Here is a 24,411-nt window from a genome sequence, read left to right on the forward strand (position 1 = left end):
GAAACCATGAAGAACCAGGCGTTGAAGGTGGCCGAGCAGGCCCGGGCCCCGGAAGCCGCGCCGGTGGTGCGCAACCAATACCTGGAGGCCCTGCACCTCGTCGAGCGGCTGCACCGCCGCCTGCTCGACGTCATCAAGGACGAGTTCGAGCGCCGCGGCCGCGAGGACGTCAACAGCGTGCAGGCGCTGCTGCTCTACAATATCGGCGACAAGGAGCTGACCGCGAGCGAGCTGCGCACCCGCGGCTACTATCTCGGCTCGAACGTCTCCTACAACGTGAAGAAGCTGGTCGAGACCGGCTACCTGCACCACGCCCGCTCGAAGACCGACCGGCGCTCGGTGCGGATCAGCCTGACCGACAAGGGCCGGGAGGTGCACGAGATCGTGCGCGGCCTCTACGACAAGCACGCCCGGACGATCCAGCCGATCGGCGGCATCTCGGAGGACGATTTCGTCCGCCTGAACCAGTCGCTGGCCCGCCTGGAGCGGTTCTGGACCGACCAGATCCGCTACCGCCTGTGAGCCCGCGCGGCCCCCGTCGACAGCCGGGCCGCGGCGTCCTACACGCGGAGATCGGGCCGGAGGACGCGATGCTGGGACGGATGGATCGGGGCGGAACGGGCGAGGCGGTGGTCGAGTACGGCGACAGCAACCTGCGGGTGGTGCGCCCTGGCCGCTTCGTGCGCTGCGCGGTGACCGGCGCGGAGATCGCCCTCGACGACCTGCGCTACTGGAGCGTGGCCCGCCAGGAGGCCTATGCCGGGCCGGAGGCGGTGATGCAGCGGCTGCGGGAGACGGGGCGGCCCTGAGCGGTCAGGGCCCGGCCCGCCCCCTCAGCAGGGCCGCGAGGCGCGCGCGCAGGAGTGCGGCGTCGTCCGGCGCGAGCGCGAGCCGCACCGGCAGCACCGCCACCGCCATGGCGGCGGGCAGGCGCACGCGGTCCTTCTCGGTGGTGACGAGGGTCAGGCCCCGCCGCGTCGCCTCCCGCTCCAGCGCCGCGATCTCCCCCGCCCGGTAGGCGTGATGGTCCGGGAAGGCGCGCGTCCCGCGCAGCTCCGCCCCGACCGCGCGCAGGCTCTCGAAGAACTTGTCCGGCCGGCCGATCCCCGCGAAGGCGAGGACGGGGCGGCCGCGCAGCGCCGCGGCGGCCGCCGCGTCCGGCGCGAGCCGCCCGCGCAGGGCGGGCAGGCCGCGCGCCGCCGCCGCCGCGAGGAGCGGGCGACCCTGCGCCGCGTCCCCGATCACCAGCACGGCCGAGACGAGGGGCCACTGGGCGCCGAGCGGCGCCCGCAGCGGCCCGGCCGGGAAGGGCAGGCCGTTGCCGATGCCGACCCCGGCGTCGAAGACGGCCAGGGACCAATCCTTGCGCAGGGACGGGTTCTGCAGCCCGTCATCCATCACGATCACGTCGGCGCCGGCGGCCGCGCAGGCCGCAGCGCCGGTCGGGCGGTCCCGGGCGACGATGGTGGGCGCCGCGCGGGCGAGGAGCAGGGGCTCGTCGCCGACCTCGGCGGCGCCGTGGGCGGCGGGATCGACGCGCAGCGGCCCCGGCAGGGACCCGCCGTAGCCCCGGCTCAGGAAGGCGGGGCGCGCGCCGAGCTCCCGCAGCAGGGCCGCGAGCGCCAGGGCGGTCGGGGTCTTGCCGGCCCCGCCCAGGGTGACGTTGCCGACGCAGACGACCGGGCAGGGGGCCGGCGCGCCAGGCCGGGCCATTCGCCGCGCCGCGGCGGCGCCGTAGAGCGCCCCGACTGGCGCGAGCAGCCGGGCCGGCAGGGAAGGCGGATCGCGCCACCAGAAGTCCGGGGCCCGCATCCTCAGCCGAACCGGCCGCTGATCTTCATCTGGCAGATGAAGGGTTCGAGGGCCGCCATGGTCCGGTCGAGGGCGCCGCCGCAGGCCGTCACCGCGCGGCGCCCGGCCGCCGCCATCGCGGCGCGGCGCGCCGGGTCGGCGAGGAGCCGGCCCAGGGCCTCCGCGAGGGCGTCCTCGTCAGCCACCGCCAAGGCGGCCCCGGCCTGTCCCAGCACCGCGTAGGCCTGGGCGAAGTTCCGGACATGGGGCCCGTGCAGGATCGGGGTGTCGAGCCGGGCCGGCTCGATCGGGTTCTGGCCGCCGCGCTCGACCAGGGATCCGCCGATGAAGGCGACGGGCGCGAGGCGGTAGAACAGGCCGAGCTCCCCGATCGTGTCGGCGACGTAGAGATCGGTGCGCGCGTCGGGCAGGCCGCCCCGGCTGCGCAGCGCGACGCGCAGGCCGGCGGCGCGGCCCGCCGCGGCGATCTCGGCGCCGCGGCGCGGATGGCGCGGCACGACGAGGGTGATCAGGCCGGGGCGCTGCGCGGCGAGGCGCCGATGGACCGCGATGATGCCCGCCTCCTCGCCCGGATGCGTGCTGGCCGCGAGCCAGACCGGCCGCCCGGCCAGCATCGCCGAGAACTGGGCCAGGGCCTGCGGGTCGGCCGGCGGGGCGGGGGCGTCGAATTTCAGGTTCCCGGACACGACGACCCGCGGCGCCCCGAGCCGGAGGAAGCGCTCGGCCTCCTCGCGGGTCTGGACGAGGCAGATCGCGATGCGCGAGAGCACCGCCCGCGCCAAGGCCGGCAGCCGGGCCCAGCCCCGGGCGGAGCGCTCCGACATGCGGCCGTTGACGAGGATCAGGGGCACCTGGCGGGCATCGAGGGCCAGGATGGTGTTCGGCCACAGTTCCGATTCCGCCACGATGGCGAGGTCCGGCCGCCAATGGTCCAGGAAGCGCGCCACGTAGCGCGGCGCGTCCAGGGGCGCGAATTGGTGCAGGGCGCCCGCGGGCAGGCGGGCGGCGACGAGGTCGGCCGAGGTTCGGGTGCCGGAGGTGACCAGCACCGTGAAGCCGCGGCGGGCGAGGCGGTCGACGAGCGGCAGCAGCATCAGGGCCTCGCCGACGCTGGCGCCGTGCGCCCAGACGAGGGGCCCGGCGGGGCGCGGCTTGCCGGCGCGCCCGACGCGCTCGGGCAGCCGCTCCGGATCCTCCTTGCCCTTGCGGCGGCGCCAGGCGAGCAGGCCGATCAGGGCCGGTTCGAGGGCGAGGAGCCCGTGATGGTAGGCCCGCAGCAGGAACGGCATGGCGGGGGCGCTCATCCGGCGCCCCGCTCCGGCCCGCGCTCGCGGGAAGGGGCGGACGGACCGCCGGGACAGCCGGTGGGAAGGCGGCCGGTGCGGAGGACAGGGCTCATGAGATGACGCTGCGGCGGACCTCGGGCGAGGCCGCGGGGAGCCGGCGCCGCGGGGGACCGACTCGGACCCCACCCGCCGTATCCCGCTTCCGGAGCCCGCCGTCTAGCGCCCCCTGAGTGCAGGGCGCAACCTCGCGCGGGCCCCGATCCGCGCGTCGCGGCGGGGCGTGCGGGCGCCGCGGGCGCTTGCGGCGCCGCGCGGCCTTGGTCATAAGCCGCCCGGCGGCGGGGAGTCGTTCCGGGCCGCCACCGGAGGCGCCCCCGCGTTCGCCGTCGCGATGTTCCGCCTCGCCCACCTCACCGATCCCCATGTCGGGCCGCTCTCGCGCCCGCGCCTGCGCCAGCTGCTCAGCAAGCGCGCGACCGGCTGGGTGAACTGGAGCCGCGGCCGCAAGCTGACGCACGACATGGCGGTGCTGGAGGCGCTGGTCGCCGACCTGCGGGCGGCCGCGCCCGACCACATCGCCTGCACGGGCGACCTCTGCAACATCGGATTGCCGAGCGAGTGGGAGACCGCCCGGATGTTCCTGGAGGCGCTGGGCGGGCCCGAGGCGGTGAGCTTCGTGCCGGGCAACCACGACGCCTACGTGCGCGGCTCCCTCGACGGGCTCCTCGACGCGGTCGGCCCCTGGACGCGGGACGATGCCGGAGGCGAGCGCGCCTTCCCCTACCTGCGCCGCCGCGGGCCGCTCGCCCTGGTCGGGCTGTCCTCGGCGATCCCGACCGCGCCCTTCGTGGCGAGCGGCCGGCTCGGAACCCGCCAGATCGCGGCGGCCGAAGCGCTGCTCGGCAGCCTCGCCCGCGAGCCGGAGGCGCCCTGCCGCGTGGTGATGATCCACCACCCGCCCCATGTCGGCGGGGCCCTGCCCGGGCGCAACCTGACCGACGCGTCCGCCGTCGAGGCGATGATCCGCCGGGTCGGCGCGGACCTCGTCCTGCACGGCCACAACCACGTCGGCTCGGTCGCCTTCGTGATCGGGCCGGACGGGCGGCGCGTGCCGGTGATCGGGGCGCCCTCCGCCTCGGCCCGCGGCGGCGCGCTGAGCCACTGCGCCGGCTACCACCTCTACGAATTCGCCCGGACCGCGACGGGCTACGCCGTCACCGCGACCCTGCGCGGCCTGCTCCCGGACGACCGCATCGGCGACCTCGGAATCCTCACCCTCTACGGCTGAGCGGGCGCGATTCGCCGCGCGCCGAACAATCCGCGCGGCCCCCGCGTTCTCCCGCCGAACGGGGCCCCACGCGGACGGGCGAGCTCCCCGCCCGGCGCCGCGGGCGCCCGGGCGCCCGCGCAGCGAGAGGCGGATCGGGATGGCGGAAGACACGGGCAGCGTGCGCGCGCAGGTGGCGAATGCGCGGGCGCAGGATGTGGGGCGCGGCGTCGCCCGGGTGGGCGCGGCGGTTCTCCGCAGCCTGCACCTGCAGGAGGGCGACCCGATCGAGATCGTCGGCAAGCGCCACACCACGGCGCTCGCCATCGCCCTCGGCGCCGAGGACGAGGGCCTCAGCATCATCCGCCTCGACGGCCTCCAGCGCGTCAATGCGGGGGTGAGCTCGGGCGACCACGTCGAGATCAAGCGCGCCGAGGTGCGGCCCGCGAACCGCGTCGTGCTCGCCCCGGCCCAGAAGAACCTGCGCCTGCAGGGCTCGGCCGAGGCCCTGCGCCGCACCTTCTTCCGGCGGCCGCTGATGGCCGGGGACGTGATCTCGACCTCGGTGCAGTCGCGGATGGGCCACGACGACGTGCCGCCCGAGCTGCGCTCGATGTTCAACCTGCCGGCCTACGGCCTTCAGGAGATCCGCCTGGTCGTGGTCTCGACCCAGCCGCGCGGCATCGTGCAGGTCACGGCCGAGACCGAGATCGACCTGCGGCCGATCTACGAGGAGCCCAAGGAGGCGCGGCGCGCCGACGTCACCTACGACGACATCGGCGGGCTCGGCAGCACCGTCGACCAGGTGCGCGAGATGGTGGAGCTGCCGCTGCGCCACCCCGAGCTGTTTCAGCGTCTCGGCATCGACCCGCCCAAGGGCGTGCTCCTCTACGGCCCGCCCGGCACCGGCAAGACCCTGCTCGCCCGCGCGGTCGCCAACGAGACCGAGGCGCAGTTCTTCCACATCGCCGGCCCGGAGATCATGGGCAGCCAGTACGGGGAATCCGAGCAGCGCCTGCGCCAGATCTTCTCCGACGCGCAGCGCAATTCGCCCGCGATCATCTTCATCGACGAGATCGACTCGATCGCGCCGAAGCGCGAGGAGGCCCGCGGCGAGGTGGAGCGCCGCATCGTCGCCCAGCTCCTCACCCTGATGGACGGGCTGGAGCCGCGCCAGAACATCGTGGTGATCGGGGCGACGAACCGGCGCGACGCGATCGACGAGGCCCTGCGCCGGCCCGGCCGCTTCGACCGCGAGATCGTGATCGGCGTGCCCGACGAACCGGGCCGGCGCGAGGTGCTGACCATCCACACCCGCGGCATGCCGCTCGGCGACACCGTCGACCTCGACGAGATCGCCCGCACCACCTACGGCTTCGTGGGGGCCGACCTCGCGGCGCTCGCCCGCGAGGCGGCCATGGACGCGCTGCGGCGCGTGCTGCCGCAGATCAACCTGAAGGAGGGGATCCCGCCGGAGATCCTCGAGACCCTGCAGGTCTGCCGCGAGGATTTCCTCAACGCCCTCAAGCGGGTCCAGCCCTCGGCGCTGCGCGAGATCATGATCCAGGTGCCGAATGTCGGCTGGGACGACGTCGGCGGGCTCGGCGACGTCCAGACCCGCCTGCGCGAGGGCGTGGAACTGCCCCTCAAGAACCCGGAGGCGTTCCGGCGCATCGGCATCCGGCCGGCCAAGGGCTTCCTGCTGTTCGGGCCGCCCGGCACCGGCAAGACGCTGCTCGCCAAGGCGGTGGCGCGGGAGGCCTCGGCGAATTTCGTGGCGACGAAGTCCTCGGACCTGCTCTCGAAATGGTACGGCGAATCCGAGCAGCAGGTCTCGCGCCTGTTCGCCCGGGCCCGGCAGGTCGCCCCGACCGTGATCTTCATCGACGAGATCGACTCGCTCGCGCCGGTGCGCGGCGGCGGCCTCGGCGAGCCCGCCGTGACCGAGCGGGTGGTCAACACGATCCTGGCCGAGATGGACGGGCTGGAGGAGCTGCAGGGCGTGGTGGTGATCGCCGCCACCAACCGGCCGAACCTGGTCGATCCGGCCCTGCTGCGGCCGGGCCGCTTCGACGAACTCGTCTACGTGCCGGTGCCGAGCGCGGAGGGCCGCCGCCACATCCTGGGCATCCACACCCGCGGGATGCCGCTCGCCCGCGACGTCGACCTCGACGACCTCGCGGCCCGCACCGTGCGCTTCACCGGGGCGGACCTGGAGGACCTCACCCGCCGGGCCGGCCTGATGGCGCTGCGGGCGGACCTCGCGGCGAGCGAGGTGACGCGGGCGCATTTCGAGGCCGCGCTGCACGAGACGCGCCCCTCGGTGACGCCCGAGATGGAGCAGGATTACGAGACGATGCTGCGCACCCTCAAGCAGGAGGGACCGCAGCGCCAGCCGATCGGGTTCATGCCGATCCGGCAGGCGGCCGAGTGATCCGACATCCGACGGATGGCTTCGCCATGCGGATGTCGGCTTCGCTCAAGCGCCGCGCGGGCTTGGCATGCGACATCCGCCGGATGGCTTCGCCATGCGGATGTCGGCTTCGCTCAAGCGCCGCGCGGGCTTGGCATGCGACATTCGACGGATGGCTTCGCCATGCGGATGTCGGCTTCGCTCAAGCGCCGCGCGGCCGGGATCGATCGGGCGGCGCCCACGGCCGGTCACGGGGCCGCCGCGATCGCCCGGCTGAGGTCGAGCGCGAAGCGCCCGCTGCTCCACATGCCCTCGAGGGCGGTGTTGGTCAGGGCCACGAGCGTGAGGCCGCGGGCCGGGTCGACGAGCCAGCTGTGGCCGTAGACGCCGCCCCAGCGCCACGTCCCGGGCGTCTCCGCGACCCCCGCCGCCCGCGGATCGCGCAGCACCGCGAATCCGAGCCCGTAGCCCCAGCCGGGCGAGCCTTCGAGGTCGATCTTGGCGACCTGGTCGCGGCCCATCTCCGCCGCGAGGTCGGGCGGCATCAGCGGCGCGCCGCCCCCGCGCAGGGCCTCCAGGAGGCGCATCACCTCCGCGGCCGTGCCGACCATCCCGGCGCCGCCGGACGGAAAGGCCTCCGGATCGAAGATGCGGGCCGGATCCATCGCGATGCCGGCCAGGCCCGGCCCGAAGGGCAGGGTGTCCGGCTCGCGCATCCGGCGCGCGAGCGGCACCCCGTCCGCGTAGGCGGCGGCGAGGCGGGAGGCGTCGCCGAGGGCGAAGCCGGTGTCGCGCAGGCCCAGGGGCTCCGCGACGAGGCGGCGCACCGCCTCCGGCAGCGTCAGGCCGGTCGCGGCCGCCACCAGGGCCCCGGCGACGTCGAGGCCGAGCCCGTAGCGGAAGCCGGTGCCCGGCGCGAACAGCAGCGGCACGCCCGCGAGGCGGCGCAGGTTCTCCGCGAGGGTCAGGCCGCAGCGGTCCATCCCGTCCGAAACGCCGGCTCGGTGCAGCGGCCCGTCCGCGGGTTCGAGGAAGCCGTAGCCGAGCCCCGAGGCGTGGCTGAGGAGGTGGCGGAGCGTGATGCGCGCCGGCCGCCCCTCGTGGCGCGGCGCGAAATCCGGCAGCCACTCGGTGATCGGGCGGTCGAGCGCGAGCCGACCCTGCGCCACCAGGGCCAGCGCGGCCGCGGCCACGAAGGGCTTCGACACGGAGGCGAGCCGGAAGATCGTGTCCGGCCGCATCGGCGCCGCCGCCTCGCGGTCGGCGAGCCCGGCGGCGCGGGCGTAGACGGTCTCTCCGTCCCGGCCCACCAGAACGACGGCGCCGACGATGCGCTCGGCCGCCAGGGCGCCGTCGATGACGCGGTCGAGCCGCAGGATCAGCGAGGTCGCGGACATGTCACGCTCCTTCGAGGGGTGAGGGTGGCGCGGCCGGCGGGAAGCCGTGGTGCCGGGCGCGCAGGACGACGAGGAAGCTCGGGACGAGCAGGATCATGAGCGCCGGCGGCAGGCCCTGGGCGCCGACCCGCTCCAGGAGCAGGCCGCCGACGAGGCCGCCCCCCGCGATGGCGAGGTTCCAGGTCGTCACCAGCATCGCCTGCGCGACGTCCGCCTCCTCCCCGGCGGACCGGCTGAGGGCCGTCTGGAACAGCGTCGCGGCGCCGCCGAAGGCGAGGCCCCAGGCGGCGACCGCCGCGATCAGGAGCGCCGCGCCGCCGCCGAGGGCGAGACCCAGCGCCGAGAGGCCGAACAGGGCCGTGCTGAGGAGCGTCAGCGTCCGCAACCGGCGATCGACGAGGAGGCCGACGATGCCGAGGCCGAGCACCGAGGCCGCGCCGAAGACGAGCAGCACGCGATCGGTGCGGGCGCCGAGCCCCGCCGCGTCGAGGAACGGCGCGATGTAGGTGTAGAGGATGGTGTGCGCGAGCACGAAGGTCAGCGTCGCGGCGAGGACCGGCCGGATCCCGGCCATGGACGCCACGCGGGAGAGCGGCAGCCCGCGGCCGGCCGCCTGTCCGGGAGGATCGGGCAGGGCGGCCAGAACCCAGACGATCAGGATACCGCTGAGCCCCGTCACCAGGCCGAAGCAGGCGCGCCAGCCGATCAGGGCGCCGAGGAAGGTGCCGGCCGGGATGCCGATCGACAGCGCCAGCGGCGTGCCGGCCATGGCGACCGCGATGGCGCGGCCCCGCGCGGCCTCGGGCACCATCCGGGCCGCGTAACCGGCCAGGAGCGCCCAGAGCAGCCCCGCCGAGATGCCGGCGACCGCGCGCGCCGCGAGGGTCAGGGCGTAGGAGCCGGACAGGGTCGTCACGGTGTTGGCGACGGCGAAGCCGGCGATCGCGGCGATCAGCAGCGGGCGCCGCCGCAGCGGCCGCGTCGCCGCGGTCACCGGGATGGCGGCGAGGAGCGAGCCGGCGGCGTAGACCGTGACGAACTGCCCGGCGACGGCCTCGGAGACGGCGAGATCCGCGCCGATCTGCGGCAGCAGGCCGGCCGGCAACGCCTCGGTGAGGATGGTGATGAAACCCGCCATGGCGAGGGCGAGGAGGCCCGGGAGCGGCAGGCCCTCGCCGCGGGAGGGGTGGGAGGCGGGGGGCGTTCTCATGGCCCGGGAGGGTAGGGGCCTCGCTGACCCTGCGGAATGAGGCTAGAATTCCCGACATCGCGGACATCCGCGTCCGCAATCGGGGGGGGCCCATGGAGCATCTCGGCGCACTCAACGCCTTCGTGCAGACGGCCGAGGCGGGCGGGTTCGCGCCGGCCGCGGCGCGGCTCGGCCTCTCCGCCTCGGCGGTCGGCAAGGCGGTGGCGCGGCTGGAGGATCGGCTCGCGGTCCGGCTCTTCCACCGCTCCACGCGCTCGCTCACGCTCACCCCGGAGGGCGCCATGTTCCTCGACCGCTGCCGGCGCATCTTCTCCGAGATCGAGGCCGCCGAGATCGAACTCTCCCGGACCCGGCGCGCCCCGAGCGGGACGCTGCGCGTCAGCCTGCCCCTGATCGGCATGCTGATGATGCCGGCGGTGATGGCCTTCATGCGGGCCTATCCGGAGATCACCCTCGATCTCGACTTCACCGACCGGCTGGTGGACGTGATCGAGGAGGGCTTCGACGCCGTGATCCGCACCGGCGAGGCGCGCGACTCGCGGCTGATGATGCGCCGGCTCGGCGCCTTCTCGCACCGGATCGTCGCCTCGCCCGACTACCTCGCGGCCCGCGGCACGCCGCGCGCGCCGGAGGACCTGCTCGCCCATGCCTGCCTGCACCACCGCTATCCCACGACGGGCAAGCTGCAGCGCTGGCCCCTGGTGCGGGACGGCGCGGATCTCGACCTCGCCCTGCCGGTGACCGCGGTGGCGAGCACCCTGGAACCGCAGCTCTGCCTCGCCGAGGAGGGGTTCGGCCTCGCCTGCCTGCCGCTCTTCGCGGTGCAGCGGTCCCTGCGGCGCGGCGCGCTCGTCGCCGTCCTTCGCGATCACCTGCGCGAGGTCGGCGCCTTCCACATCCTGTGGCCGGCGAGCCGCCACCCCTCGCCCAAGCTCGCCGCCTTCGTGGCCTTCATGGGCGAGAACCTGCTGCGCGAGACCGATCCGCTCCGCTGCCGGCAGGATGCGCAGGATTCCTGAGCGCCGCGTCCCGCGGCTACTGCGCCGCCTCGGCGGCCGTCGGCGGCTCGCGCTCGATGGTGCGGAAGGCTTCGAGCTCGGTCAGGTAGGTGCGGGCCCACCAATCCACGTCCTCGCGGCCGAGCCGCTCGACCATCGGCTTCCAGCGCTCCAGCCGCTCGGCCTTGGGCATGTAGAGGGCGGCCCGGATCGCCTCCGCCACCTCGAACCGGTCGTAGGGGTTGACCAGCAGCGCCTCGGGCAGCTGGCGCGCCGCGCCGGCGAATTTCGACAGGACGAGCACGCCCGGATCGTCCTCGCTCTGGGCCGCCACGTATTCCTTGGCGACGAGGTTCATCCCGTCGCGCATCGGCGTCACCAGGCCGACCCGCGCCGCCCGGTACAGGCCCGCCAGCACCGCCCGCGGATAGGCCTTGGTGACGTACTGGATCGGCGTCCAGGACGGCTCGCCGAGCGAGCCGTTGATGTTGCCCAGGACCTCGTTCACGTCGCGGCTGAGCTGCTCGTACTCGGGCACCTCGGTGCGCGATTTCGGGGCGATCTGCAGGAAGACGACGTTGCCGCGCTGGTCGGGGTTGGAGGCGAAGAAGCGCTCCACCGCCTCCATCCGCTCCGGCACGCCCTTGGAATAGTCGAGCCGGTCGACGCCGATCAGCAACTTGCGCGTGCGAAGCCCGGCGATCGTGTCCCGCACCGTCCGGTTCATGCCGGCCCGGTCCGCCGCCTGCCGGAAGCCCTCGACGTCGATGCCGATCGGGAAGCTGCGGATGCGGGTGCGCCGCCCATCCACCATCAGCGAGCCGCCGCCGAGCGGGATCGCCCGCAGCTCGTCGACGAGGTTGCGCGAGAGATTGTGGACGTCGCACTCGGTCTGGAGGCCGATCAGGTCGTAATCGGCCACCGCCCGCAGCAGCTCGTTCGAGGCCGGGAGCGTGTTGAACACCTCGCCCGAGGGCCACGGGATGTGGTGGAAATAGCCGATCGGATTGGCCACGCCGAGGCCGCGCAGCTCCGAGGCGAGGGGGATCAGGTGGTAATCGTGCACCCAGATCAGGTCCCCGGGTTCGATCAGGCCGGCCAGGGCCTGCGCGAAGATGCGGTTGACCCGCTGATAGCCCGCGTAGTCGGCCCGCGAGTAGGCGGCGAGGCCGAGCCGGTAGTGCATGATCGGCCAGAGCGCCCGGTTGGCGAAGCCGCTGTAATATTCCCGGTGATCCTGGGGCGAGAGGTCCATCACCGCGTAGCGCACCCGGCCGCGATCCGCGATGGCCGGCGCGCCCGAGGGCTGCTCGGCGATCTTACCGCTCCACCCGAACCACAGCCCCCGATACGCGGTGAACGCTTCCTTCAACGCGACCGCGAGGCCGCCCGCCGCGACGGCCTTCGATCCCGCTTCCGGGACGGCGACGCGGTTCGAGACGATGATCAGGCGTGACACGGCGGTTACGGACTCCCTGAGCGGGGGAGGGTTCCGGGCCCCGGCCCCTCCCTCACGGCGCGAGCGTAGGATGGGCGGAATGCAAGCGCGATCCGCGGCCCTTGGTCAACCCTCGCGGAACGCATCGGTTGCACGGCGGCGCTTTCCGCCGGGCACGGCGCTCCACAGGAATCGCCCCGGTTTCGCCGCGCTGCGGCGCGGCCGCGGGCCGGACGAGAACGGGCCTTGCATCCGCAGCGGAACCGGGCGACCCGGCTGCGGTTACTCGCTCAATCGTAGACCGCGCCGGGCGGGCGTCCGACGCGCCATGATGATGTCTCAAGGAGTCTTGGGTGATGAGCGCGGGTTATCAGAACGGGCAGCATCAGGCCGGGCCGGGGCCGGGCGCGGACCATCCGGCCGGCTGGACGGGCCTGCGCGACGACGTGCGCCAGCTCGGCGACGTCGCGGTGGAGCGCGGCTACGGCCTGGTCGACGCGGCGCGCGAGCAGGTCACCGGCTACGTCGCGCGGCGCAAGGACGACGCGGCGCAATCGGTCGAGGATTTCGCCCGGGCTCTCAGGGAATCGGGCAAGGGCCTGGAGAGCCAGCCGAACGTGCGGGCCTTCTTCGACAGCGCCGCGGAGGGCCTGGAGCAGCTCTCCGGCTCGATCCGCGAGCGCAGCTTCGAGGACTTCTACAGCGACATCGAGGCCGCGGCGCGCCGCCGCCCGGCCGCCGTGGCGATCGCCACCTTCGTGACCGGCTTCCTGGCGGCGCGCTTCATCAAGTCCTCGGCCCATCCGCGCCATGCCATGCCGGGCCGCGAGGCCTTCGCGGCCGAGCGCCGGGCGGGCGGGCGTGGCCCTGTCTGACGGAGGCGGCGATGGCTGAACCGAGCAATGGCAGCATCCAGGGTCTCCTCGCGGAGGCCCTGCGCGAGACCACCGACCTCGCCCGCAAGGAGATCGCCCTCTTCCGGACCGAGATGTCGAACAATCTGAGGACGCTGTTCCTCGGGCTCGGCATGGTGGTGGGGGCGGCGGTCTTCGCGGTCGTCGCGCTGCTGGTCCTGGTCGACGCGCTGGTGAAGTGGCTGGCCACCCTGGTCCATTCCGAGGCGCTCGCCGCCCTCATCGTGGGCGGCGTGTTCCTGGTCGTGGCGGTGGGCCTCGCCCTGGCGGGCAGCCGCGCGATGTCGCTCTCGACCCTCACGCCCACCCGCACGACCCGCCAAGTGCGCCAGGACGCGCGAGTCCTGTCCGAGAGGGTGTCCGGATGACCCAGTCGATCTCGGAGCTCGAACAGGAGATCGAGCAGACCCGGGCCCGGCTCGATCACACGATCGACCGCATCCAGGACCGGCTGTCGCCCGCCAGCATCGTCGACGAGATGCTCGGCACGGTGCGCCAGTCGCCGATGAGCGGCCTCTACGACGGGGCGCTGGCGGCGGTTCGGCGCAACCCGGTGCCCGTGATGCTGATCGTGGCAGGCGTCGGCTGGCTGCTGCACCGCGTCTCCGAGGAGAATCGCCGCCGCCTCCACCAGGAAGCGACGGCGGCGCGCGCCGCGACGGTGCCGGTGCTGAACGACGGCGCCGTGCGCATCTACGACCCGGACCGCCCGACCGACCACCCGGCCGCCGACGGGGTTGCCCGTCCGGAGGCCGCGCAGATCTGACGCGGGCCGGACCGCGCCCGCAAGCCAAGGCTGCACGACAAGGATGCACGACATGGCCGACCACACCATCAAGCCCGCAACTCCGGACGCCCCCTCCGCCCACGTCCCGGGCGCCGGGCCGGAGCGCAATCTCCACCAGGACCACGACACCGCCCGGGCGCAGGCCGGGACGGCCGGCGGACAGGCACCGGGCCAAGGCACCGGCCAAGCCTCGAGCCAAGCCTCGGACTTCGCCGCGAAGGTCGGCGACACCGCCGGTCAGACCGCCGAGCAGATCCGGCAGGCCGCCGACGCCGCGGCCGAGCGCCTGCGGCGGACGGCGAGCGACGCGGTCTCGCAGGCCCACCAGCGCGCCAGCCAGGCCTATGGCAGCTTCCAGCAGGGCGGCTCGGAGACCCTCGACCGCGCCCGCGACTACGCCAACGACGCGATCGAGTCCGGCGCCCGGCGCTACGCCGACCTGCGCGAGCGGAGCTCGGCGCAGATCTCCCGCGGCCAGAGCGCGGTCGAGCGCTTCGTGGGCGAGAACCCGCTCCTCGTCGGCGTGGTCGGCCTGGCAGCCGGCCTGATGATCGGCGCCCTCCTGCCGCGCACGCGCCGCGAGGACGAGACGGTCGGCGCCTGGGCGGACGAGGTGCGCGACCAGGGCCTGCGCTACGCCCGCGAGGCGACCGAGCGCGGCCGCCAGTTCGTCGAATCCGCCCTCGACCAAGCGCAGGACGCGGCCTCCGCGGCGGCGCACGCGGCCACGGACGAGCTGCGCCAGGCCGATCAGGGCGGCGCGACGCCGCGCCCGGGCGGGCCGACGATCCAGACGCACTGAGCCGATTTCCCGGGGCGCGGGCGGACCGCGCCCCGAACCCGGCCCGGGCCCCGGCGTTGTCGGCCCATGACGGACGACAGCCCCCGCCTCGGCTTCTGCTGCAAGTTCATCCCCGACGAAGCGCCCGGCACCCACCCGACGCTCAAGGCCGCCAAGGAGGCGGCGCTGGCGATGAACGTCACCAGCGTCACCATCGCGCATCTGCGCCGGCTCGACCCCGCCGGCGCCCGCGACAAGCTGGCCGCGGTCGTGGGCCACAACCTCGCGGCCCTGCGGCGCCAGATCGGCTGGGTCGCCGCGCGCCCGCCGCTGGAGCGGCTCCTGCGCCTCGCGAGCGCGATCCTGCCCGGCTACACCCATCCCGAGGTGCGCGACCTCTACGCCGACCCGGATTTCCGCCGGTCCATCGAGGCGGGGCTCGCGGGAATCGGCGAGGCGGCGCGGGCGGGCGGCGTGCGGCTCAGCATGCATCCGGGGCCCTTCTGCATCCTCGCCGCGCGCAACCCGGCGGCCCTGGCCAACGGCATCGCGGAACTCGACTACCACGCCGAGGTCATGGCGATGATGGGCTACGGCGCCGGCTGGCACCCGCACGGGGCCCACGTGAACATCCATGTCGGCGCCCGCGAGCCCGGCCTCGCGGGTTTCCGCGCCACCCTGCCGCGGGTGAGCGAGGCGGCGCGCCACCTCGTCACCGTGGAGAACGACGAGGATTCCTTCGGGCTCGACGACGTGCTGGAACTCGGCGACCTCGTGCCGGTGGTCCTCGATCTCCACCACCACTGGATCCACAGCCGCGGCCACTACATCGCGCCGGACGATCCGCGCATCGCCCGGATCCGGGAGTCCTGGCGGGGCGTGCGGCCGGTGAGCCACGTCAGCGTCTCGCGCGAGGACCTGCTGGTCGGCCACGACCCGGATGCCCTCCCGGACTTCGCCGCGCTGCTGGCGGCGGGCCTGAGCGGCCGGGCGCTCGCGGCCCATTCCGACCTGATGTGGAACCGGGCGCTGAACGACGTCGTGGCCCTCCACCTCGCCTGGAGCGATTTCGAGATCGAGGCGAAGCTGAAGAACCTCGCCTCGACCGGCCTCGCCCGTCAGGTCGGCGGCCCGCTCGCCCTCGCGGCCGAGTGAGCCCGCCTCGACGGCTGCGCCCGCACGCGCTATCGCTCGGGCACCATGCGAAGCGCCGATTGCGACATCCTCGTCATCCCGGGCTACACCAATTCCGGGCCCGATCATTGGCAGAGCCGGTGGGAGGAGCGGCTCTCCACGGCGCGGCGGGTGGGGATGCCGGACTGGGACCGCCCGGAGCCCGAGCCGTGGCGCGACGCGGTCGTCGCCGCGGTGCGGGCGGCCGAGCGGCCGGTCGTGCTCGTCGCGCACAGCCTCGGGGTGGTTTCGGCGGTCCAGGCCGCCCCCTTCCTGCCCCCGGGCGCCGTGCGGGGCGGCTTCCTGGTCGCGCTGCCGGACGTGGAGCGGCCGGACGCGCCGGCCCTGCTGCGCGCCTTCGCGCCGATCCCCCGCGAGCCGCTGCCCTTCCCGGCCCTGCTGGTCACGAGCCGCTCCGATCCCTGGACCGCCTATGACCGGGCCGAGGATTTCGCGGCCTCCTGGGGCGCCGAGCTCGTCGATGCGGGCGAGGCCGGGCACCTGAACGGCGAGAGCGGCCACGGCCCCTGGCCCGAGGGGCTGATGCGCTTCGCGGGCTTCCTGCGCGGGCTCTGATCGGGGATCCGCGTGATCGCAGCGGATCCCGGATCCCAAGCCCGCGCGGCGCTTGAGCGAAGCCGAAATGCCAAGCCCGCGCGGCGCCTGAGCGACGCGGACATCCGCATGGCCGAAATCGGAGATGGCGAAGCCATCAATCGGCTGTCGCATGACCGCGTCCTGCGGCGCCGGGGCAGGGGAACCGGCCCGGGCCGGTCCCGTTCGACATCCGGTCCGTCCGGCTCTCGCGCCGGATCGCCCGGCCGCCGCGTCGCGAGGAACCGGTTCTTCACGGCTTCGGGCAAGACTCCGCGAGAAGGTGTTCGGGAAGGAAACGACGGGACGTGCGCCGCCTCCGCCTCCTCCGCAGCCCGGGCGCCGTCCGGATGAGCGCCGGCTTCGCGGCGCTGATCGGCATGATGCTGATCGCGCTCGGCGCGTTCGTGTACCAGCACCAGGGTACCGAGGCGGTCCGCCACACCGTCATGGTGGACGCGCAGCTCGGCCACCTCCTCTCGGCCGTGCAGGAGGCCGAGACGCAGCAGCGCGGCTTCCTGCTGACCGGCGACGCCCGATTCCTGGACGCCTTCGCGGCGAGCGAGGCGATGATCGCCGACGAGTTCGAGGAGCTCGAGGCCCTGGTGCGCGATGCTCCCGAGCAGCGGGCGCGGGCCGAGCGGCTGCGCGGCCTGATCGCCGCCAAGCGCGCCGATCTCGCGGCCACGGTGGACCTGTCCCTGCGCGACGGGCGGGACGCCGTCGCGCGGGCCCTGGCGGGCGGCCCGAGCAAGCCGCTGATGGACGAGATCCGGGGCCTGCTGCGGCAGATGGAGCAGCAGGAGGCGGCGCTGATGGAGGCGCGCCGGGCCCAGGTCTCGCGGGTCGCGCTGACGATCTGGGTGCTGGTCGCGCTCGTGGCGACGCTGCTGGCAGTGCTCGCCGTCTCGGCCGTCCGGGAGGCCGGCCGGCGGGCCTCGCTGTCGCGCTTCCTGCCGGAGGAGCTGGTCACCCGCCTGGCGGACGACGTCGAGGGGTTGCGGGCCGGGCGCCGGCAATTCGCCGCGATCGTCTTCGTCGACCTGCGCGGCTCCACGGGCCTGGCCGAGCGGCTCGATCCCCACGCGCTCTCGGTGCTGCTCACCGCCTTCCGCCGCCGGATCATCCGGCTCGCGCGCCTGCACGGCGGGGTGGTCGACAAGTTCATCGGCGACGGGGCGCTCCTGGTCTTCGGCCTGCCCGAGCCGCGGCCGGACGACGCCGCCCGGGCGCTCGCCTTCGCGCGCAGCCTCGCGGCGCTGGCCGGCCGCCCGAGCGCGCGCTGGGCGCGCCCGCACGGGATCGGCATCGGCGTGCATTACGGCGAGGTCTTCTGCGGCATCATCGGCCAGCAGGCGCGGCTGGAATTCACCGTGCTCGGCGACACCGTCAACGTCGCGGCCCGGCTGGAGCAGGCCACCAAGGTGCACGGGGTGGCGATCCTGGCCTCGGAGGCCGCCTGCCGCGCGGCGGGCGCGCGCGGCGGGGCGTGGCGGGAGGTCAGCCGCGCCCCCCTGCGCGGGCGCCGCGAGGCCATGGCCTACTACGCGCCGGCCGCGGAAGGGACGGCCCCGCCGGTCGCCGCCATCGCCTGAGGCGGGGCCGGCCGCGACGGCCGCTCAGGCCCGCTCCGACAGGCAGCGCCGGTAGAGGGTGCTGCGGCTGATCCCGAGCCGCCTCGCGGCCTCCGAGACGTTGCCGCCCGCCGCGTCGAGGGCCGCCCGCATCGCGTCGCGGGCGATCGCGTCGAGGCTCTCGGCCGCGGCGGAGGGGGCGGGAGCCGCGAGCGCCGCCGGAGCCGCGGGCAGTGCCGGCGGTCGCGCCCGAAAGCTGTCGGGCAGCCGCTCCGGCCCGACCACGTCGCCCGGATCGGCGAGGGCCAGGAGGGCGCGCAGCGTGCCGACGAGCTGCCGGAAATTGCCCGGCCACTCCGCCTCGGCGAGGAGCGCCGCGCAGGCGGGCGCCAGGGCGATCCCCCGGGCCGCGCCGCCGAGGCGCTCCCAGAGGCGCTGCACGACCTCGCGGCGGTCGGCCCGCGCGCGCAGGGGCGCCAGCGTCACCCGGTAGGGCGCGATGCGGTAGAACAGGTCGGCCCGAAAGCGCCCCTCCGCCACGAGCTGGCCGAGGTCGCGGTGGGTGGCGCAGATCAGCGCGAAATCGACCGTGACCGGGCGGCCGCCGCCGACCGGCTGCACCTCGCGCTCCTGGAGCACCCGCAGCAGGCGCGATTGCAGGGCGAGCGGCATGTCGCCGATCTCGTCCAGGAACAGGAGCCCGCCATCCGCCTGCCGCAGCAGGCCCTTGGCGCCGTGCTTGGCGGCGCCCGTGAAGGCGCCCGGCTCGTAGCCGAACAGCTCCGCCTCGATCAGGCTCTCGGGCAGGGCCGCGCAGTTCACCGCGACGAAGGGCGCCCGCGCCCGCGCGCAGGCGGCGTGGACCGCGCGGGAGAAGACCTCCTTGCCGGTGCCGGTCTCGCCCTCGACCACGACCGCGATGCCGGCGTCGAGGAGCCGCACGGCCCGCGCCAGCAGGTCGGCGGTGGCCGCGTCGAAGACCGGTGCGTCGGGGCCCGCCGGCACCGCCGGGGCGCGGCCCGGTCGCGGGCGCGGGCGGGCCGGCTCCGCCTGGAGCCGCCCGTGCAGCAGGCGGCCCGCCCCGTCGCGCAGCTGGAGCGGGCCCGGGACCGGCGCGCGCAGGTCGGGGAAGAGCCGGTCGAGATCCGCGCGGTCGATGGCGCTCCAGTCGAGGCCGAGGAGCGCCAGCCCGGCGCGGTTGGCGCCGACGAGCCGCGCCCCGTCGAAGACCAGCACGCCCTCCCGCGGCGTCCCGAGCAGCGCCGGGTCCGCGTGGAGGCGCAGGACCGCCCGGTCGGACGCGACCGCGTCGAACAGCCGGTGCTCGATCGCGTCCACCGCGAGGCGGATCAGGCCGAGCGCGTGCATGTGGTGGACCGCGGCCGGCCCGGACAGGTCGAGGGCGCCCAGCGTCTCGCCCCGCGAGCCGAGGATCGGCATCGCGGCGCAGCTGAGGATCCGGTGCGGCTCGAAGTAGTGCTCGGCCCCGCGCACCTCGACGGGGCGCCGCTCGACCAGGGCGGTCCCGATCGCGTTCGTTCCGGTGGCGGCCTCGTTCCAGGGCACGCCGGGCCGCAGCGCCACCTGCGCGGCGCGGCCCGCGAAGGTCGTGCTGCCGAGCGTGTCGAGGACGAGCCCCTCCGCGTCGGTGAGGATGACGAGGCTGTCGGTCGCCTGCGCGTCGGCGTGGAGCGCCTCGATCTCGGGGCGGCAGCGGCGGCGCAGCGCCTCGTTGCGCTCGCAGGCCTCGCGCAATTCCCGCTCGGTGACCGGCTCGACCCGCGGCCTCGTGCCGAAATCGAGGCCGAGCGCCGCGCAACGCTCCCAGGAGCGCAGGATCGGGTCCGGCACCCCCTCCAGCCCGCCCTTGCCGACCATGCGCTGGCGCGCGGCGAGGAGCGTGCGGGGCGTCGCCACGCGGCTCTCCATGCTCAGCCTCCCTCTGTCGCATGTTGCGACAGCTGTTGCAGCTGTCGCAGCCTCAGTCGAGGGAAATCTGGCACCATCACCGAGAAGCGTCGTCGCAGATCTCGGTCGGACGCCCGCAATTCCGGTCGACCGAAGCATTGCCAGGGACTTACCGCGCCGCAAGATCCGGCGGCGGGGCGGCGGCGGCGGCCTGGCACGCGGGCTGCTCAGGACAGGACGGCTCGCCCCGCACCCGACGAGGGCGACGATCCTGGGAGGACACCATGAACAAGCCGGAATTCCTGCGCGGCCAGACCGCCTCGCCGTTCGCGGCGCGCTACGACAACTTCATCGGCGGGCAGTGGGTGGCGCCGGCGGCGGGCCGCTACTTCGAGAACACGTCGCCGCTCACCGGGCGGCTGATCTGCGAGGTCGCCCGCTCCGACGCCCAGGACATCGAGCGCGCCCTCGACGCCGCCCACGCCGCCAAGGACGCCTGGGCCCGCACCGCCCCGGCCGAGCGCGCCCGCATCCTCACCAGGATGGCCGACCGCATGGAGGACAACCTCGACCTGCTGGCGCTGGCCGAGACCTGGGACAACGGCAAGCCGATCCGCGAGACCACCCACGCCGACATCCCGCTGGCCATCGACCATTTCCGCTACTTCGCCGGCTGCGTGCGCGCCCAGGAGGGCTCGCTCTCCGAGATCGACCACGACACCGTCGCCTACCACTTCCACGAGCCGCTCGGCGTGGTCGGCCAGATCATCCCGTGGAACTTCCCCATCCTGATGGCGGTCTGGAAGCTCGCCCCGGCCCTGGCGGCCGGCAACTGCGTGGTGCTCAAGCCCGCCGAGCAGACCCCGGCCTCGGTCCTGGTCCTGGCCGAGATCATCGGCGACCTGCTGCCGGCCGGCGTGCTCAACATCGTCAACGGCTTCGGCCTGGAGGCGGGCAAGCCGCTGGCCTCCTCGCCGCGCATCGCCAAGATCGCCTTCACGGGCGAGACCTCGACCGGGCGGCTGATCATGCAGTACGCCAGCCAGAACCTGATCCCGGTGACGCTCGAGCTGGGGGGCAAGTCGCCCAACATCTTCTTTGAGGACGTGATGGCGCGGGACGACGCGTTCCTGGACAAGGCGCTGGAGGGCTTCGCGATGTTCGCCCTCAACCAGGGCGAGGTCTGCACCTGCCCGAGCCGGGCGCTGGTGCAGGAATCGATCTACGAGCGCTTCATCGAGAAGGCGGTGGCGCGGGTGGAGGCGATCCGGCAGGGCTCGCCGCTCGACCCGGCCACGATGATCGGCGCCCAGGCCTCGGGCGAGCAGCTGGCCAAGATCCTGTCCTACATCGACATCGGCCGCCAGGAGGGGGCGCAGCTGCTGACCGGCGGCGAGCGGGCGGTGCTGGCGGGCGAGTTCGCCGAGGGCTTCTACGTGAAGCCGACGGTGTTCCGGGGCCACAACCGGATGCGGATCTTCCAGGAGGAGATCTTCGGGCCGGTGCTGTCGGTGACGACGTTCAAGGACGAGGCCGAGGCGCTGGCGATCGCCAACGACACGCTCTACGGGCTGGGCGCCGGGGTGTGGACGCGGGACGGGACNCGGGCCTACCGGTTCGGGCGGGAGATCCAGGCCGGCCGGGTGTGGACGAACTGCTACCACGCCTACCCGGCCCACGCGGCGTTCGGGGGCTACAAGCAGTCGGGCATCGGGCGCGAGACCCACAAGATGATGCTCGACCACTACCAGCAGACCAAGAACCTCCTGGTCAGCTACTCGCCCAAGGCCCTCGGCTTCTTCTGAGACCCCGCTCCCCCGCCGGCCTTCGGGCCGGCGGGCGCCGTCCCGACCCGCCCGGACCCGCAACCCCCTCGTGCCCCGGCGTGTTGCCCATCTCAGCGAGGTTGCGCCGGGAGGCCTCGGTCCCGGCCGATCACGCCGGAGACCCGCCCCGGCGCAGGACACAAGCAGGCATCCCGGAGGAGCGCCGATGACCGATCTCCCCCCGCGCGTCACCGCCACCGACGCGGCGCTCGCCCTGATCGAGACCTTGCGGGCCGAGTACGGCCCGATCCTGTTCCACCAATCCGGCGGCTGCTGCGACGGCTCCTCGCCGATGTGCTACCAGGTCGGCGACTTCCTGATCGGCGACGGCGACGTCCACCTCGGCCGGATCGGCGGGGCCGACTTCTACATCGGCCGGGCCCAGTTCGAGTACTGGAAGCACACGCAGCTCATCATCGACGTGGTGCCGGGCCGCGGCGGCATGTTCTCGCTGGAGAACGGCCGGGACGTGCGCTTCCACGTGCGCTCGCGGGTGTTCACCGATGCGGAGAGCCGGGCCCTGAACGGCTGAGGCCCGCCGCGCGATCCCTGCGGGAGGCTTGACCGTAGGCCATCGCCGCGCCGATGAAAGCCGGATGATCGCCCTCGACGACGGCCTGCCGGCCCCCCTCGGTGCCCATTTCGACGGGCGCGGGGTGAACTTCGCCCTGTTCTCGGCCCATGCCACGGCCGTGGACCTCTGCCTGTTCGACCCGACCGGGCGCCACCAGACGGACGTGATCCGCCTGCCGCGGCGGTCCGACGACGTCTGGCACGGCTACGTCGCCGGCCTGCTGCCGGGCCAGCTCTACGGATACCGGGTGCACGGGCCCTGGGACCCGGGGCAGGGCCACCGCTTCAACCCGCACAAGCTCTCCCTCGACCCCTACGCGCGGGAGATCCACGGCAAGGTGCGCTGGCACGACGCGCTCTACGCCTACCGGCGCGGCCTGCACCGCGACGACCTCATCGACCGGCGCGACAGCGCCGCCATGATGCCGAAGGGCGTGGTCGCGGCGCCCGAGGCCGAGGTCGCCGACGACCCGCCGCTGCGCCGGCCCCTCGTCGACAGCGTGATCTACGAGGCCCACGTCAAGGCGCTGACGCAGACCCATCCGGGCGTGCCGCTGCCCTGGCGCGGCACCTTCGCGGCGCTCGGCCACCCGGCCGTCGTCGAGCACCTCCTGCGCCTGGGCGTCACCGCGATCGAGCTCCTGCCGGTCCAGGCCTTCGTCGACGACCGCTTCCTGGTCGATCGCGGCCTGTCGAACTTCTGGGGCTACTCGCCGCTCAACTACTTCGCGCCCGAGCCGCGCTATCTCGGCACGGCCGGCCCGCCCGGCCTCAAGGCGGCGATCCGCCAGCTCCACGCCGCCGGGATCGAGGTGCTGATCGACGTCGTCTACAACCACACCTGCGAGGCCGACCGGGAAGGGCCGAGCCTGTCCTTCCGGGGCATCGACAACGCCGCCTACTACAAGCTGCGGCCGGACGACCGGCGCGACTGCCTCGACTTTACCGGCTGCGGCAACACCCTCGACGTCGCCCACCCGCGGGTGATGCAGATGGTGCTCGATTCGCTGCGCCACTGGGTCCAGACCTACCGGGTGGACGGGTTCCGCTTCGACCTCGCGTCGAGCCTCGCGCGCAGCCCGCACGATTTCAGCCCTCGCGCCGCGGTGCTGCAGGCGATGCTGCAGGATCCGGTGCTGTCGCGGGTGAAGCTGATCGCCGAGCCCTGGGACCTCGGCATGGGCGGCTACCAGCTCGGCGGCTTCCCGATCGGCTGGAGCGACTGGAACGACCAGTTCCGCGACGCCGCCCGGGGCTTCTGGCGCGGCGACGACGGCACGCTGCCGCGGCTGACCCAGGGCCTCACCGGCTCCCGGGAGATCTTCGCCCCCTCCGGCCGCGGTCCGGGGGCGAGCATCAACTTCATCACCACCCACGACGGCTACACGCTCGCCGACGTTGTCGCCTACGAGCGCAAGCACAACGAGGCGAACGGCGAGGAGAACCGCGACGGCCACGGCCACAACGTCTCGTGCAATTACGGCGCCGAGGGTCCGAGCGACGACCCGGCGATCCTGGCCGTGCGGGCGCGCCAGAAGCGCAACATGCTGGCCACGATCGTGCTGGCCCAGGGCGTGCCGATGCTGCTGATGGGCGACGAGCGCTCGCGCAGCCAGGGCGGCAACAACAACGCCTATTGCCAGGACAACCCGATCTCCTGGGTCGACTGGGAGGATGACGGGGGCGACCCGGCCCTGACCGGGTTCCTGGCGAACCTGCTGGCGCTGCGGCGCGCGCACCGGGCCCTGCGCCGCCGCAAGTTCCTCACCGGCGAGACGGTGACGCCGGCGGGCCTCAAGGACGTGCACTGGCTCTCGCCCTGCGGGCAGGAGATGGACGCGGCGGCCTGGGCGGACGGGGCGCGGCGCTCCTTCGGGATGCAGATCGGCAATGACGCGCCGGACGGCAAGCGGCTGCTCCTGCTGGCGAACGCCTCGCCGGACCCGGTCGCCTTCCACCTCGCCCGGGCGATCGGGGGGCCCTGGACGCCGCTCTTCGACACCACCGTTCCGGACGGGATTCCGGCGCATCACGAGCCGGTGCGGACGGGCGCGACCGTGACCCTGCCGGGCCGCGCGCTCCTGGTCTTCGGCCGGCCGATGGCGCGGCCGGGGCGCAGCCCGGGGGTGTGATCCGGGATCCGCTTGATCGCAGCGGATCCCGGATCACACGCCTGCGCGGCGCCTGAGCGAAGCCGGCATCCGCATGGCCGAAACGGGAGATGGCGACGCAATCAACCGGATGTCGTTTGAGCACGTCCCTCCCCGGCACGCGCTCGTCGCCGGCCGGCCGACCCTGCCGGACGACGCGAGGGCATGGCGCGAGGGTGACGGATCCGGTGATCGGGCGGATCCGTCGACGCAGCGAGCCATGAAACCGGCCATGAAACCGGCCATGCGGCGGGCCGGGGATGGCCCCCCGGCACCCGGTGTGGCGCCGCCGCCCCACCGCCCGGCTGCG

The 24,411-nt window shown here is 74.3% G+C and carries 21 protein-coding genes; 15 read left to right on the forward strand and 6 right to left on the reverse strand.

Translation table 11 applies throughout. The annotated features are described in order from the left end of the window. Positions 1-6 precede the first annotated feature (6 nt). Complete coding sequence (gene ldtR / locus MET2598_RS0127935) at positions 7-522, forward strand: transcriptional regulator LdtR (protein ID WP_012336450.1); 516 nt, start codon at positions 7-9, stop codon at positions 520-522. 68 nt (positions 523-590) lie between these two features. Continuing rightward, positions 591-809 carry a DUF2093 domain-containing protein gene (locus MET2598_RS0127940; RefSeq protein ID WP_012336449.1) on the forward strand — a complete coding sequence of 73 codons (219 nt, stop codon included), beginning with the start codon at positions 591-593 and terminating at the stop codon, positions 807-809. Positions 810-813: 4 nt separating this feature from the next. On the opposite strand, the gene lpxK is transcribed toward MET2598_RS0127940, so the two are convergent. Both lpxK and MET2598_RS0127950 read right to left on the reverse strand, forming a co-directional pair. Further along, a complete protein-coding gene (gene lpxK / locus MET2598_RS0127945; protein ID WP_018263112.1) occupies positions 814-1,812 on the reverse strand; it encodes a tetraacyldisaccharide 4'-kinase in 999 nt (332 codons plus the stop codon). A 2-nt stretch (positions 1,813-1,814) separates the two neighbouring features. Then, on the reverse strand, positions 1,815-3,116 hold the full coding sequence (locus MET2598_RS0127950) for a 3-deoxy-D-manno-octulosonic acid transferase (RefSeq protein ID WP_018263113.1): 1,302 nt from the start codon (positions 3,114-3,116) through the stop codon (positions 1,815-1,817). A 373-nt stretch (positions 3,117-3,489) separates the two neighbouring features. Here MET2598_RS0127950 and MET2598_RS0127955 point away from each other — a divergent pair, with 373 nt between their 5' ends. Together MET2598_RS0127955 and MET2598_RS0127960 are read left to right on the forward strand one after the other, a co-directional pair. Then, positions 3,490-4,386, forward strand: coding sequence for a metallophosphoesterase family protein (locus MET2598_RS0127955; RefSeq protein ID WP_012336446.1), 897 nt, complete (start codon positions 3,490-3,492; stop codon positions 4,384-4,386). Between the two features lie 139 nt (positions 4,387-4,525). Beyond that, on the forward strand, positions 4,526-6,799 hold the full coding sequence (locus tag MET2598_RS0127960; RefSeq protein WP_012336445.1) for a CDC48 family AAA ATPase: 2,274 nt from the start codon (positions 4,526-4,528) through the stop codon (positions 6,797-6,799). 227 nt (positions 6,800-7,026) lie between these two features. On the opposite strand, the gene MET2598_RS0127965 is transcribed toward MET2598_RS0127960, so the two are convergent. Next, positions 7,027-8,175 (reverse strand): serine hydrolase domain-containing protein, encoded by a 1,149-nt coding sequence (locus MET2598_RS0127965; protein ID WP_018263114.1) that lies wholly within the window; start codon positions 8,173-8,175, stop codon positions 7,027-7,029. A 1-nt stretch (position 8,176) separates the two neighbouring features. Next, a complete protein-coding gene (locus MET2598_RS0127970; protein ID WP_018263115.1) occupies positions 8,177-9,385 on the reverse strand; it encodes an MFS transporter in 1,209 nt (402 codons plus the stop codon). A 92-nt stretch (positions 9,386-9,477) separates the two neighbouring features. Between MET2598_RS0127970 and MET2598_RS0127975 the strand changes: the two genes are divergently transcribed. Next, positions 9,478-10,404: a LysR family transcriptional regulator gene (locus MET2598_RS0127975; RefSeq protein WP_018263116.1), complete on the forward strand. Its 927-nt coding sequence runs from the start codon at positions 9,478-9,480 to the stop codon at positions 10,402-10,404. A 16-nt stretch (positions 10,405-10,420) separates the two neighbouring features. Here MET2598_RS0127975 and MET2598_RS0127980 read toward each other — a convergent pair whose 3' ends face one another. Beyond that, positions 10,421-11,842 carry an alpha,alpha-trehalose-phosphate synthase (UDP-forming) gene (locus tag MET2598_RS0127980; RefSeq protein ID WP_018263117.1) on the reverse strand — a complete coding sequence of 474 codons (1,422 nt, stop codon included), beginning with the start codon at positions 11,840-11,842 and terminating at the stop codon, positions 10,421-10,423. A 335-nt stretch (positions 11,843-12,177) separates the two neighbouring features. On the opposite strand from MET2598_RS0127980, the gene MET2598_RS0127985 reads away from it, so the two are divergent. From MET2598_RS0127985 to MET2598_RS0128015, 7 genes are all read left to right on the forward strand, one after another. Continuing rightward, positions 12,178-12,696 (forward strand): hypothetical protein, encoded by a 519-nt coding sequence (locus MET2598_RS0127985; RefSeq protein WP_012336440.1) that lies wholly within the window; start codon positions 12,178-12,180, stop codon positions 12,694-12,696. Positions 12,697-12,707: 11 nt separating this feature from the next. Continuing rightward, positions 12,708-13,103 (forward strand): phage holin family protein, encoded by a 396-nt coding sequence (locus MET2598_RS0127990; RefSeq protein ID WP_012336439.1) that lies wholly within the window; start codon positions 12,708-12,710, stop codon positions 13,101-13,103. Next, positions 13,100-13,501: a DUF3618 domain-containing protein gene (locus MET2598_RS0127995; RefSeq protein ID WP_012336438.1), complete on the forward strand. Its 402-nt coding sequence runs from the start codon at positions 13,100-13,102 to the stop codon at positions 13,499-13,501. The genes MET2598_RS0127990 and MET2598_RS0127995 overlap by 4 nt, the downstream gene beginning before the upstream one ends. Before the next feature lie 52 nt (positions 13,502-13,553). Beyond that, a complete protein-coding gene (locus tag MET2598_RS0128000; protein WP_018263118.1) occupies positions 13,554-14,324 on the forward strand; it encodes a hypothetical protein in 771 nt (256 codons plus the stop codon). Positions 14,325-14,390: 66 nt separating this feature from the next. Beyond that, complete coding sequence (locus tag MET2598_RS0128005) at positions 14,391-15,458, forward strand: UV damage repair endonuclease (RefSeq protein ID WP_018263119.1); 1,068 nt, start codon at positions 14,391-14,393, stop codon at positions 15,456-15,458. A gap of 45 nt (positions 15,459-15,503) precedes the next feature. Further along, complete coding sequence (locus tag MET2598_RS0128010) at positions 15,504-16,052, forward strand: RBBP9/YdeN family alpha/beta hydrolase (RefSeq protein WP_012336435.1); 549 nt, start codon at positions 15,504-15,506, stop codon at positions 16,050-16,052. 326 nt (positions 16,053-16,378) lie between these two features. Beyond that, positions 16,379-17,665: an adenylate/guanylate cyclase domain-containing protein gene (locus MET2598_RS0128015; protein ID WP_018263120.1), complete on the forward strand. Its 1,287-nt coding sequence runs from the start codon at positions 16,379-16,381 to the stop codon at positions 17,663-17,665. A 24-nt stretch (positions 17,666-17,689) separates the two neighbouring features. Here the strand turns inward: MET2598_RS0128015 and MET2598_RS0128020 are convergent, their stop codons facing one another. After that, entirely contained in the window at positions 17,690-19,573 is a 1,884-nt protein-coding gene (locus MET2598_RS0128020; protein ID WP_018263121.1) for a sigma-54-dependent Fis family transcriptional regulator, read from the reverse strand. Positions 19,574-19,836: 263 nt separating this feature from the next. Between MET2598_RS0128020 and adh the strand changes: the two genes are divergently transcribed. The 3 genes from adh (at position 19,837) to glgX (ending at position 24,083) form a co-directional block, all read left to right on the forward strand. Then, positions 19,837-21,357, forward strand: coding sequence for an aldehyde dehydrogenase (adh, locus tag MET2598_RS0128025; RefSeq protein ID WP_012336432.1), 1,521 nt, complete (start codon positions 19,837-19,839; stop codon positions 21,355-21,357). Between the two features lie 187 nt (positions 21,358-21,544). Then, positions 21,545-21,910 carry a DUF779 domain-containing protein gene (locus MET2598_RS0128030; RefSeq protein ID WP_012336431.1) on the forward strand — a complete coding sequence of 122 codons (366 nt, stop codon included), beginning with the start codon at positions 21,545-21,547 and terminating at the stop codon, positions 21,908-21,910. A gap of 64 nt (positions 21,911-21,974) precedes the next feature. Continuing rightward, positions 21,975-24,083 carry a glycogen debranching protein GlgX gene (glgX, locus tag MET2598_RS0128035; protein ID WP_018263122.1) on the forward strand — a complete coding sequence of 703 codons (2,109 nt, stop codon included), beginning with the start codon at positions 21,975-21,977 and terminating at the stop codon, positions 24,081-24,083. The last annotated feature ends 328 nt before the right edge of the window (positions 24,084-24,411 follow it).

Source organism: Methylobacterium sp. WSM2598 (genome assembly GCF_000379105.1).
GTDB lineage: Bacteria > Pseudomonadota > Alphaproteobacteria > Rhizobiales > Beijerinckiaceae > Methylobacterium.

Bases quoted from the DNA above. Each gene is read 5' to 3' on its own strand.
- ldtR (WP_012336450.1), top strand. From the start codon at position 7: ATGAAGAACCAGGCGTTGAAGGTGGCCGAGCAGGCCCGGGCCCCGGAA.
- MET2598_RS0127940 (WP_012336449.1), top strand. From the start codon at position 591: ATGCTGGGACGGATGGATCGGGGCGGAACGGGCGAGGCGGTGGTCGAG.
- lpxK (WP_018263112.1), bottom strand. From the start codon at position 1,812: ATGCGGGCCCCGGACTTCTGGTGGCGCGATCCGCCTTCCCTGCCGGCC.
- MET2598_RS0127950 (WP_018263113.1), bottom strand. From the start codon at position 3,116: ATGAGCGCCCCCGCCATGCCGTTCCTGCTGCGGGCCTACCATCACGGG.
- MET2598_RS0127955 (WP_012336446.1), top strand. From the start codon at position 3,490: ATGTTCCGCCTCGCCCACCTCACCGATCCCCATGTCGGGCCGCTCTCG.
- MET2598_RS0127960 (WP_012336445.1), top strand. From the start codon at position 4,526: ATGGCGGAAGACACGGGCAGCGTGCGCGCGCAGGTGGCGAATGCGCGG.
- MET2598_RS0127965 (WP_018263114.1), bottom strand. From the start codon at position 8,175: ATGTCCGCGACCTCGCTGATCCTGCGGCTCGACCGCGTCATCGACGGC.
- MET2598_RS0127970 (WP_018263115.1), bottom strand. From the start codon at position 9,385: ATGAGAACGCCCCCCGCCTCCCACCCCTCCCGCGGCGAGGGCCTGCCG.
- MET2598_RS0127975 (WP_018263116.1), top strand. From the start codon at position 9,478: ATGGAGCATCTCGGCGCACTCAACGCCTTCGTGCAGACGGCCGAGGCG.
- MET2598_RS0127985 (WP_012336440.1), top strand. From the start codon at position 12,178: ATGAGCGCGGGTTATCAGAACGGGCAGCATCAGGCCGGGCCGGGGCCG.
- MET2598_RS0127990 (WP_012336439.1), top strand. From the start codon at position 12,708: ATGGCTGAACCGAGCAATGGCAGCATCCAGGGTCTCCTCGCGGAGGCC.
- MET2598_RS0127995 (WP_012336438.1), top strand. From the start codon at position 13,100: ATGACCCAGTCGATCTCGGAGCTCGAACAGGAGATCGAGCAGACCCGG.
- MET2598_RS0128000 (WP_018263118.1), top strand. From the start codon at position 13,554: ATGGCCGACCACACCATCAAGCCCGCAACTCCGGACGCCCCCTCCGCC.
- MET2598_RS0128005 (WP_018263119.1), top strand. From the start codon at position 14,391: ATGACGGACGACAGCCCCCGCCTCGGCTTCTGCTGCAAGTTCATCCCC.
- MET2598_RS0128010 (WP_012336435.1), top strand. From the start codon at position 15,504: ATGCGAAGCGCCGATTGCGACATCCTCGTCATCCCGGGCTACACCAAT.
- MET2598_RS0128020 (WP_018263121.1), bottom strand. From the start codon at position 19,573: ATGGAGAGCCGCGTGGCGACGCCCCGCACGCTCCTCGCCGCGCGCCAG.
- MET2598_RS0128030 (WP_012336431.1), top strand. From the start codon at position 21,545: ATGACCGATCTCCCCCCGCGCGTCACCGCCACCGACGCGGCGCTCGCC.
- glgX (WP_018263122.1), top strand. From the start codon at position 21,975: ATGATCGCCCTCGACGACGGCCTGCCGGCCCCCCTCGGTGCCCATTTC.